General features: G+C 57.1%; 9 protein-coding genes and 1 pseudogene. 5 read left to right on the top strand and 5 right to left on the bottom strand.

Annotation, left to right across the window (positions count from 1 at the left end; translation table 11 throughout):
- Positions 1-448, top strand: a 448-nt coding sequence (locus EV561_RS36290; protein ID WP_245513270.1) for a hypothetical protein, incomplete at its 5' end; no start/stop codon positions are given.
- A gap of 551 nt (positions 449-999) precedes the next feature.
- Here EV561_RS36290 and EV561_RS36300 read toward each other — a convergent pair.
- Complete coding sequence (locus tag EV561_RS36300; RefSeq protein ID WP_132528680.1) at positions 1,000-1,770, bottom strand: SOS response-associated peptidase; 771 nt, start codon at positions 1,768-1,770, stop codon at positions 1,000-1,002.
- Between the two features lie 182 nt (positions 1,771-1,952).
- Between EV561_RS36300 and EV561_RS36305 the strand changes: the two genes are divergently transcribed.
- Together EV561_RS36305 and EV561_RS36310 are read left to right on the top strand one after the other, a co-directional pair.
- Positions 1,953-2,171, top strand: coding sequence for a hypothetical protein (locus EV561_RS36305; RefSeq protein ID WP_132528681.1), 219 nt, complete (start codon positions 1,953-1,955; stop codon positions 2,169-2,171).
- Positions 2,172-2,308: 137 nt separating this feature from the next.
- The gene (locus EV561_RS36310; protein ID WP_132528682.1) at positions 2,309-2,533 is read left to right on the top strand and encodes a hypothetical protein; all 225 of its coding nucleotides are present in this window, start codon (positions 2,309-2,311) and stop codon (positions 2,531-2,533) included.
- A gap of 64 nt (positions 2,534-2,597) precedes the next feature.
- On the opposite strand, the gene EV561_RS36315 is transcribed toward EV561_RS36310, so the two are convergent.
- Complete coding sequence (locus EV561_RS36315; protein ID WP_132528683.1) at positions 2,598-2,828, bottom strand: hypothetical protein; 231 nt, start codon at positions 2,826-2,828, stop codon at positions 2,598-2,600.
- A 173-nt stretch (positions 2,829-3,001) separates the two neighbouring features.
- Here EV561_RS36315 and EV561_RS36320 point away from each other — a divergent pair, with 173 nt between their 5' ends.
- The gene (locus EV561_RS36320) at positions 3,002-4,183 is read left to right on the top strand and encodes a M20 aminoacylase family protein (RefSeq protein WP_132528684.1); all 1,182 of its coding nucleotides are present in this window, start codon (positions 3,002-3,004) and stop codon (positions 4,181-4,183) included.
- 586 nt (positions 4,184-4,769) lie between these two features.
- Here the strand turns inward: EV561_RS36320 and EV561_RS36330 are convergent.
- The 3 genes and pseudogenes from EV561_RS36330 to EV561_RS36340 all read right to left on the bottom strand — a co-directional run.
- A complete protein-coding gene (locus EV561_RS36330) occupies positions 4,770-5,243 on the bottom strand; it encodes a hypothetical protein (RefSeq protein ID WP_165928052.1) in 474 nt (157 codons plus the stop codon).
- Positions 5,244-5,271: 28 nt separating this feature from the next.
- Positions 5,272-5,655, bottom strand: a complete 384-nt coding sequence (locus EV561_RS36335) for a hypothetical protein (protein WP_132528687.1) — start codon at positions 5,653-5,655, stop codon at positions 5,272-5,274.
- Positions 5,656-5,918: 263 nt separating this feature from the next.
- A pseudogene (locus EV561_RS36340) lies at positions 5,919-6,347 on the bottom strand (ribonucleotide-diphosphate reductase subunit beta); the annotation flags it as partial.
- Positions 6,348-6,495: 148 nt separating this feature from the next.
- Here EV561_RS36340 and EV561_RS36345 point away from each other — a divergent pair.
- Entirely contained in the window at positions 6,496-8,748 is a 2,253-nt protein-coding gene (locus EV561_RS36345; protein ID WP_132528688.1) for a CDC48 family AAA ATPase, read from the top strand.
- Positions 8,749-8,991 lie beyond the last annotated feature (243 nt).

Below are 8,991 nucleotides of genomic sequence, written 5' to 3' on the forward strand. Positions count from 1 at the left end.
ACTGCCGCGCATGTCCCACTCCTGCCGACCAATCACCGAGGCATGGAATCACGGCAGTCCGCTCGCAGCAAGCGCCTTTTTCCGCATCCTGTTAAGGAAAACTACCATGTCCATGCTTCGTAAGATCGCTGCAACGAGTCTGATTACTCTGTCGCTTGCAGTCACTTTTATCGCAACGGTAACACCCGCATTTGCCCAGGGCGGTCACGGTGGAGGTCACGAGGGAGGCGGGCATCGAGGAGGAGCTGCCATGAGCAGCCAGATGGGCGGAGAGGTAAGCCGCAACGGCGGGTTTGCTGGTCGAGAGCACTTTTCCGGGCGGTTCCGTGACGATGGACCGTTATCCTCCCGCGACGATGAAAACTATCTCTACAATCAATGCCAATCGGAATGGAACCACCACTACGACCGTCTCGGCAATCCAGTCAGGACGGATGTTTGCTCCTGATCGATGAGATGCAAAGACCATCATGGAATGATCGATGAGTGGCGCGAGCCGCAAAGCAGCGCTGCGAGTTTTGTTTCTTGAAGGCCATTGCTTTCTCTGGGAGGGCACCGTCCGCAGCGTGCTTGACGTACGGCTGCGGACGCGGGCATCGCTTCGCCATTCCGTTTGATGGAACACCGGCCTACATCGCCAACCAACGAAGTGCCCTCTGCAGGGAACGATCAGGGTATGCGCTTTTCCCTTTCCCGCGCGAAGCAACTTACAAGATTCTGGCTCTTTTGATGTGGCGAGAACCGTCCGCATTAATCAGAGACTTCGATCTTGAATATATCGTAACCGGTGTTCTGCGCCCACATTGTCTCATTCGCTTTGACATGTGATCGCCTTTCCATGGACGAGCTGGGGCACCTTTCGTTCAGCGCCTCAGCAGGCGACGCTTCTCGGCAGCCGTCAGCCGATCGATTTCGTTAGCCGCTCGGTACAGCTCGGCGATGAAGTCGGTGATCATCGTCAGCGGAATTCCATCTCCAAACGAGCCGATGTCGTCGCCCTCACAGGAAGCTCGGCTCCGTGGGTTCGCCCGCAGTCGTGACGACGCTTGATCCATACGCTTCTCGCGAGGTGATCGTGATCGCGTCATTCGGTGCCGGGCGAGCAAGATGCTGTGCTTCCTCCCACGGCGCGTTCAGCCAGATATCCGTGTCTTCCTTGGTCAACAGCAAGACAGGCATCGCCTTTTCGTGGATCGGCTGGACGACCTCATTGGGGTCGGTGGTCAGGAACCCATAGAGATCGTCTGTGGTCAGGCCGTCTTTGACCTTCCGGACGCTCTGCCACTGAGGGACGTGGATTCCGGCGAAGAACATCAGCTGCTTGCTTTCATCTCGCGCGAACCATGCGTTCGGCACACGGCCGCCAGGCTCTTGGCTGGCAGGATCGGGTTCCGCGAAACTTGTGACGGGGACCAGGCATCGATGCTCGACACCGAGCCAGCGTTTCCAATGGGGCAGATTGAGCTTGCGAACATTGGTCAGGCCCCGATCCGGCTCCATGCGAAGCAGTTCGTCCATGTCGACGGCCTGTCCCTTCGCCCTCAGCTTCACGGCACGGTCTTCTGCGGCTTTCTGCTGGACAAAGAATGGGGAGGGCAGGCCCCATCGGGCGTGGACGAGCTGCCGACGGCCATCAGGCGTATTGCGGACGATCGGCCCCATTTGATCGGGGTTCATCTGATAGGCGGGCATCAGGTTGATGAAGCTCTCGGCGTCCAACGCCCACTTGTTGACCCAATCCTTGTCCTCCATGCGGTAGAGGTTGCACATGGCTGATGATCCCCGTTCGAACGACGCGAGAGATTAACCGAGACGGTATGGGCTGCCAACCGATCGACGGGGAACATTTAGGAGCGCGGCGTCGCCGTCGAGGACGATGTTCGAATGGCAACGATCAGATCGGTGGCACAAATAGCAGCCTATTTCGTTCTCCTTTTAGAGAGGAGATTGCCATGTCTAAGTTCACGAACGGTCTCAACGACCGACCGAAAGATGCCAGCATCGCCCAGTCTGGCCCAGGTATCCCAGATGACAGTGGTGCTGCGGTCGACGCCTCCGAAAAAGAGATCGAACGCGTTCGCCGCAAATTGCAGGATGATGAAAGTCCAGCGGACACAACCAAGCGGGAGCGGGAGAAGGAGAGACCCTCCGCGCACGGTGCGGCCCGATAACGCTTTATTGCGCTGGGATACTTCGAAAGGATCGCTGGCGTGGCTTCACCCTTTGGTACACGGAGAACCGCAACCCTCGAGATGAAGAATTGTGCTAGGTTGGAGCCAGTTCGCAGATCGGCAACGGAAGAGCCAAGATGATTGCGAGAAGAGAACTGACCATCAACGAATGGAATTCGCTCGTCGGTATTTACCAGCACGAAATCGACTCGGTTGCTGTCGATGTGGGTAAGCATTTGAGCGAGCTTGGGCTTATCGAGCAAGCTCCAGGGCGCACTGATCTCAGTGTTTTGGGTAAAAGGCTGGTTGGCGACGAGCTGCTCGCGGAGCGGAGGAATAGATTGCAAAACGAGCGCCATTGACTGCGCTTCTCTCAGGGCGCGGGAGGGCCGGCGGCCCGTCGCAGACGGTATTTCGCTCAAGGTGCTATTCGGCAGCCTGGCGTAGCACGCGCGGTTGCGAGGGGTCCGTGATCTTTTCGACGATCTCGAAGTCGCCCGGCATATGATGCTGGTCCGATCCCAATTGCACCAGGGTCCAGTACTCGTGCTCGTCGCCAAAAAGCGTCGATACCTGAACAACGGTCAGAGGTTCGCTTTTCGACGCCTTGCGACGTGCCCAATAGATGCCGTCCGGTTCCAATGCTGTATACGCCATGTACCCCTCCCGGTTGGACGAGCTACATTAGCAAATGAATCCGGAAATGGAACACCGTCGAGCGACAGGCTGTGGAAAGACGAAATCAGTTCTTTGAACTGGACGCACGCCGGCGGTCTGCTAGGGAAGGTTATCCCGGCCGAATCGTAAATTGAAATCTGGTAGTCTAATTGATGAACGCTCCTCTCGATATCGAAGACATCGCTGCTGAAGCCACAGATTGGCGGCGTAGAATCCATCAACATCCGGAACTCCTGTTCGACCTGCCCCAAACATCTGCGTTTGTCGCAGAAAAACTCACCGAGTTTGGATGCGATCAGGTTGTCACCGGTATCGCAAAGTCGGGTGTCGTCGCTGTTATCCAAGGGGCACTGGGACCGGGTAAGGGGATTGGCCTGCGTTGCGACATGGACGCACTGCCTATGTCGGAACAAACCAATCTGCCTTATGCTTCCAAGGTTCCCAACATGATGCATGCGTGCGGTCACGACGGTCACACAGCGATGCTGCTCGCAACCGCTAAGTGTCTTGCTGAGCAGCGCAACTTCGCGGGAAAGGTCGTTTTGATCTTCCAACCTGCCGAGGAAGGCGGCGGCGGAGCCCGTGTCATGATCGAAGAAGGCCTTCTCGATCGATTTGAAATCGATGAAGTCTATGGCATGCACAATGAGCCGGGGCTTGCGGTCGGGTCGTTTGCAACACGCAGCGGCCCGTTTATGGCCGGAGGAGATCGCTTTGTCGTGACCATCGACGGCAAGGGAGGCCATGCTGCATCACCCCATATGACGCACGATCCCATCATCGCGGCTACCCACTTGGTGGCGGCACTGCAGACGATCGCTTCCCGTTTCACTGATCCGTTTGACCCCGTCGTGGTTTCGATCACGTTCATCAAGGGTGGAAACGATCAAGCGCTTAACGTGATACCAGATTCCGTTCGGGTTGGCGGAACGATCCGCACAATGAGCACGGAGGTTCGCAAAGCTGTAGAAGACCGTTTCCGTGAGGTCGTTAAAACCACCGCTGCCTTATTTTCATGCGAGGCGAAGATCGACTGGCGTCCGGGCTATCCGGTGGTCGTAAACGATCCTGAAATGACCGAGATCAGCTTGGACGTCGCGCGTTCGATTGTAGGGACGGATGCCGTTGACGCACACTACAGCCAGTCGATGGGGTCGGAGGATTTCGCGTACATGCTGGAAAAGCGACCTGGCTCGATCATCTTGATCGGCAACGGTGATAGCCAGTATCTCCATCATCCGGGTTTTGATTTCAACGACAGTGCAATTTCTTTCGGAGTGAAATACTGGCTGTCACTGGTCAATAGTCGATTGGGCGCACCGGTTTCAGCGTGAGTTGCCGGGGTGTGGTGCGATAGCCTCTAGTCCGGCCATCGCGATTTGTACTCGGTAAACGAGCCGGGAACCTGCGAACTATCGTTACGCTGCTCGTCGAGGGTTAAGCGTCCGGTGAGTTAAGCGTCCGGTGAGCCTACCTTTGAGATTCCATCGAACACCTGAAGTTACGTCCCTAATTCCTTCTCCAGCGACGTCATCAGGGATGAACTATGGGTCGTACTGAGATTTTGACGGGTGTGGAGCGTCGGCGTGACTGGTCTGATGACGACAAGTTGTCGATATTGGAAGAGGCTGCCGTGGCAGGCGCAAGGATCGTCGATGTCGCCCGTCCGCACGATAGCCTGACCGGATACTTACCTAGAAACACAGTTGCTTAGTCGCTGGCGACCGTGAATATCCTTGATTCCAGCAAATCATCAAATTTTAGCGCGATTTCTTGAAGCTCATGAACAGCAATGTCCTTCGACCACAATGCGCCTAACGTCGATAATCAAATGCCTGACCGGACGCTTACCACCAAGGTCAGCCTTGCCGCGATGCTTTCGCATTCCGAGGGACGTCGACCACGATATGGGTAAGAAGCTCAAGCGATCTGCAGAATGCGGCGAACCCGCTTGGCAATGGTGCTCGCAATCTCATGAGACCAATGCCGCACCACTTCAACGCGCTCCATCAGCCATTTGAACCAATTGTAGGTGAGCAGCTTCTCGCGTCCGGCGTGGAAGATACGCTCGACGAGGACAAAGCTCATCAGGTAGGCGAACACGATAATCGTCAGGCCAGCGACGAGACGGCCCTTCGCAATCAACACCAGCGCGTAAATCTTCAGAGGCTCCGCCACGGCAAATGGCACAGCAAAGAGGATCAAGACAGCAAGGCGGGGCAGGGAGCCGATAACGGCGTCGAGCTGTTTAACTAGCGCCAGTCCAGAGAACCACTGCACCAACGGGCGATAAAGTGGTCGTGCGATTTCGGTGATGAGAACGAGCGTTACGACGGCTATGCGCAGGGGCCAGAGGGCTAACGGCCACCTAAACGACGGGTCCTTTGAGGTCACGATCTGATTTCCGTCCCAATCTGAAAAGTCATGATTCAGGGGGCTGTGTTATCGCGATGCGGACGCCGGTTCGCGATTTCTCTGTTTGCCGGAGTAAATAAATCGCCTCGCCAAAAATCTCGCGCCTCCTCTGCATACGAGCATTCATCGCCTGCTTGCTTTCTGCGGCAGACATCTGCGATTTGGCTGAGCTAGAAGCTCCTTCATTTTCGACCATATCGATCAATAGATTCCGCATCACGCCGTTTTCTTCTCGCAGGCGCTCCAGCTCGATCTTCGGCGCGGCAGCTGAAAGCTTGCGAGCGATCGTATCCTCGATGGCCTTTTCAACTAAACACGTCTTAGCGACCAGCAGGCGCGCCAGGAAAAACGTGCACACCACTGCACACAGGGCGAGGATCACATACGGCATTTTTCAAACTCCAACCACAATCATCAGATTGTCATCGAGCCGATCATTATCAATAGGTCGGAACGCCGATAGGTCTGACGATTTGTCGCCTCGCGGCCTGTTTCTCTCGGCGAAGGGCACCCTTGTTGAGACTACGAAAGGTGATGATTGCCATCGATCGGGGGACATTAATAGCTTTTGAGAATGGGCTTGCCTTCCGATGCAAGCCCGAGCCACGTCGTGTCGCGTGGCCCATACGGGTCGCGCTTTCGCAGTTCTTTGTGTCAGAAATCCCAGTCCTCGTCTTCGGTCGCGACAGCCTTGCCGGTGACATGGGATGAACCCGATCCCGAGAAGAAGTCATGGTTCTCGTCGGCGTTCGGCGACAGTGCCGAGAGGATCGCCGGATTGACCTTGCAGGATTCGGCTGGAGACAACGCCTCGTAGCCGAGATTCATCAGCGCGTTGTTGGCGTTGTAGTGCAGGAATTTCTTGACGTCCTCGGTCAGGCCGACGCCGTCATAGAGCGCCTCGGTTTACTTCGCCTCGTTGTCGTAGAGTTTGAGCAGCAGATCGAAGGCGAAGTCCTTGATCTCCTGGCGCTCGGTTTCGGATAGCCGCTCTAGGTCGCGCTGAAACTTGTAGCCGATGTAGTAGCCGTGGACGGCCTCGTCGCGGATGATCAGCCGGATCATGTCGGCGGTGTTGAGCTGCCTGTTGAGGCCCGCCGCTTGTGGGAACGCAACGGAGTTCCAAGTTCTCCAAAGGCTAGGGTTTTGCAAGACCGCCCACACCTTTGAAAGGTAAGTTTCTCCCCTACTTATCGAGCAAGCAATTTCACCGACGACTTTGGAGGGCGCTATGTCGGGTTCGGAAGACCATATTCTTTCGTTGCAGGTCGCGAGCATGAGGCCGCAGGATGCTGGCGCGAGTATTGCGCGCCTTTCCAATGATGCGATGCGCAAAATCGGTATCCGCGAGGGTGATCTGATAGAGCTCATCGGCAAGCGACATACCGCGGCGCTGGCAATGAGTGCGTATCACGAGGACGAGGGGCTCAATATCATTCGCCTCGATGGCCTACTGCGGGTGAACGCGGGAGCAACGAGCGGAGACCATATCGAGGTCCGCAAGGCCGAGGCGCGGGCGGCCACAAAAGTTATCCTCGCCCCTGCGCAGAAAAATCTGACGCTTCAAGGCTCGGGTGACGCTCTACATCGGGTCTTCCTCCATCGCCCGATGGCGTCTGGTGACGTGGTTTCGACGTCGGTACAGCAGAGGATCAATGATCCCCGGATCAATCTTCCGGCCTACGGCCTGCAGGAGATAAGGCTTGTTGTCGTCTCCACGCAGCCTCGTGGCATCGTGCAGGTTACTGAGCAGACAGTCATCGAGCTGCGCCCGCAGTTCGAGGAGCCGAAAGAAGCTCGTCGCGCCGACGTCACGTATGATGACATCGGCGGCCTTGGGTCTTCCGTAGACCAGGTCCGGGAAATGGTCGAGCTTCCGTTGCGCCATCCGGAGCTATTCCAGCGCCTTGGTATCGATCCGCCGAAGGGCGTGCTTCTTTATGGTCCTCCGGGGACCGGCAAGACGCTGCTTGCACGCGCCGTGGCGAACGAAACAGAGGCTAATTTCTACCACATCGCCGGACCCGAGATCATGGGGAGCCGCTACGGCGAATCCGAGGAGCGTCTACGTCAGGTTTTTCAGGAGGCGGCGCAGAATGCTCCATCCATCATCTTTATCGACGAGATCGATTCCATTGCTCCGAAGCGGGAGCAGGTTACCGGGGAAGTCGAGCGCCGTATCGTGGCGCAGTTGCTCACCCTGATGGACGGTCTGGAACCCAGGCAAAACATCGTCGTCATCGGCGCAACGAATAGGCGTGATGCCATCGACGAAGCGCTGCGGCGACCGGGCAGGTTCGATCGCGAAATCGTAATTGGTGTCCCGGACCAAAACGGACGCCGCGAGGTTCTGGCGATCCACACGCGCGGTATGCCGCTTTCTGAGAATGCTGACCTGGACGAGATCGCGAGGACGACGTACGGCTTCGTGGGTGCCGACCTTGGTGCACTCGTCAGGGAGGCCGCCATGGACGCCCTGCGCCGCGTTCTACCGGACATCAACCTCAGGGAAGGAATCCCGTCTGAAATTTTGGAGAGACTGACGGTTTCACAGGACGATTTCGTGTCCGCCATGAGGCGCATCCAACCCTCCGCGCTGCGCGAGATCATGATCCAGGCACCCAATGTCCGATGGGAAGACGTTGGCGGTCTCGACGAGGCTCAACGAAAGCTGAAAGAGGGTGTGGAGCTACCCCTTCGGTCTCCGCAATCCTTCAAGCGCATGGGCATCCGGCCCGCCAAAGGCTTCCTGCTCTTCGGCCCCCCGGGGACGGGTAAAACACTTCTGGCCAAGGCCGTCGCCCGTGAGGCGGAAGCCAACTTCGTCGCCACCAAGTCTTCGGACCTACTTTCGAAATGGTACGGGGAGTCTGAACAGCAGGTTTCCCGCCTTTTCGAGCGGGCAAGACAGGTCGCTCCAACCGTCATCTTCATCGACGAGATCGACTCCCTTGCGCCGGCTCGCGGCGGCGGATTCGGCGAACCTGCCGTGACCGAACGCGTGGTGAACACGTTGCTTGCGGAGATGGATGGTCTAGAGGACATGCAGGGCGTAGTCGTTATGGCAGCAACCAATCGTCCGAACCTGCTAGACCCGGCGCTTCTGAGACCCGGACGTTTCGACGAACTGGTTTACGTCTCTGTCCCGAACCTTGAGGCGCGGCGTAAGATACTGGGCATTCATACCAAGAATATGCCCCTCGCCAGCAGCGTCGACCTTGACGGCCTCGCGGAGAAGACCGAGCGCTTCACTGGTGCGGATTTGGAGGACTTGACGAGGCGTGCAGGTCTGATCGCTCTGAGGCGATCGATCGATACGACCAAGGTGGACGGTGGCGACTTTGCCAAGGCGCTCGTGGAGGTTCGTCCCTCGGTTACGCCTGAGATGGAGCGGGAATACGAGGAAATGCTTCGTACGCTTCGCCAAGAGAACCCACAGCGGATGCAGATCGGTTTCACCCCGCTTGGCCTGGCGAAAAAATGACATGGCTGTGGTCGAACGACGTCCGCGACAGCACAAAAGGGGCCGCGTTGGTCCCCAATGCCTAGCTGCAGCAAGCCCGACCCAATAGTGCCACTTCGAAAAGATTATCGCTGCGCAATCAGACACCGTCGCGTTTGCAACGCGGCGATCTCAAAGTCCCAGATCGAACTGCTCTTGTGTCGCAGAGTTGGCCTTCTCCAGCGACGAAAGAGTGACACCAAGCAGCCGCACGCCTTTCTTTAT

Source organism: Rhizobium sp. BK376 (genome assembly GCF_004341625.1).
Lineage (GTDB): Bacteria > Pseudomonadota > Alphaproteobacteria > Rhizobiales > Rhizobiaceae > Rhizobium.

Bases quoted from the DNA above. Each gene is read 5' to 3' on its own strand.
- EV561_RS36300 (WP_132528680.1), bottom strand. From the start codon at position 1,770: ATGTGCAACCTCTACCGCATGGAGGACAAGGATTGGGTCAACAAGTGG.
- EV561_RS36305 (WP_132528681.1), top strand. From the start codon at position 1,953: ATGTCTAAGTTCACGAACGGTCTCAACGACCGACCGAAAGATGCCAGC.
- EV561_RS36310 (WP_132528682.1), top strand. From the start codon at position 2,309: ATGATTGCGAGAAGAGAACTGACCATCAACGAATGGAATTCGCTCGTC.
- EV561_RS36315 (WP_132528683.1), bottom strand. From the start codon at position 2,828: ATGGCGTATACAGCATTGGAACCGGACGGCATCTATTGGGCACGTCGC.
- EV561_RS36320 (WP_132528684.1), top strand. From the start codon at position 3,002: ATGAACGCTCCTCTCGATATCGAAGACATCGCTGCTGAAGCCACAGAT.
- EV561_RS36335 (WP_132528687.1), bottom strand. From the start codon at position 5,655: ATGCCGTATGTGATCCTCGCCCTGTGTGCAGTGGTGTGCACGTTTTTC.
- EV561_RS36345 (WP_132528688.1), top strand. From the start codon at position 6,496: ATGTCGGGTTCGGAAGACCATATTCTTTCGTTGCAGGTCGCGAGCATG.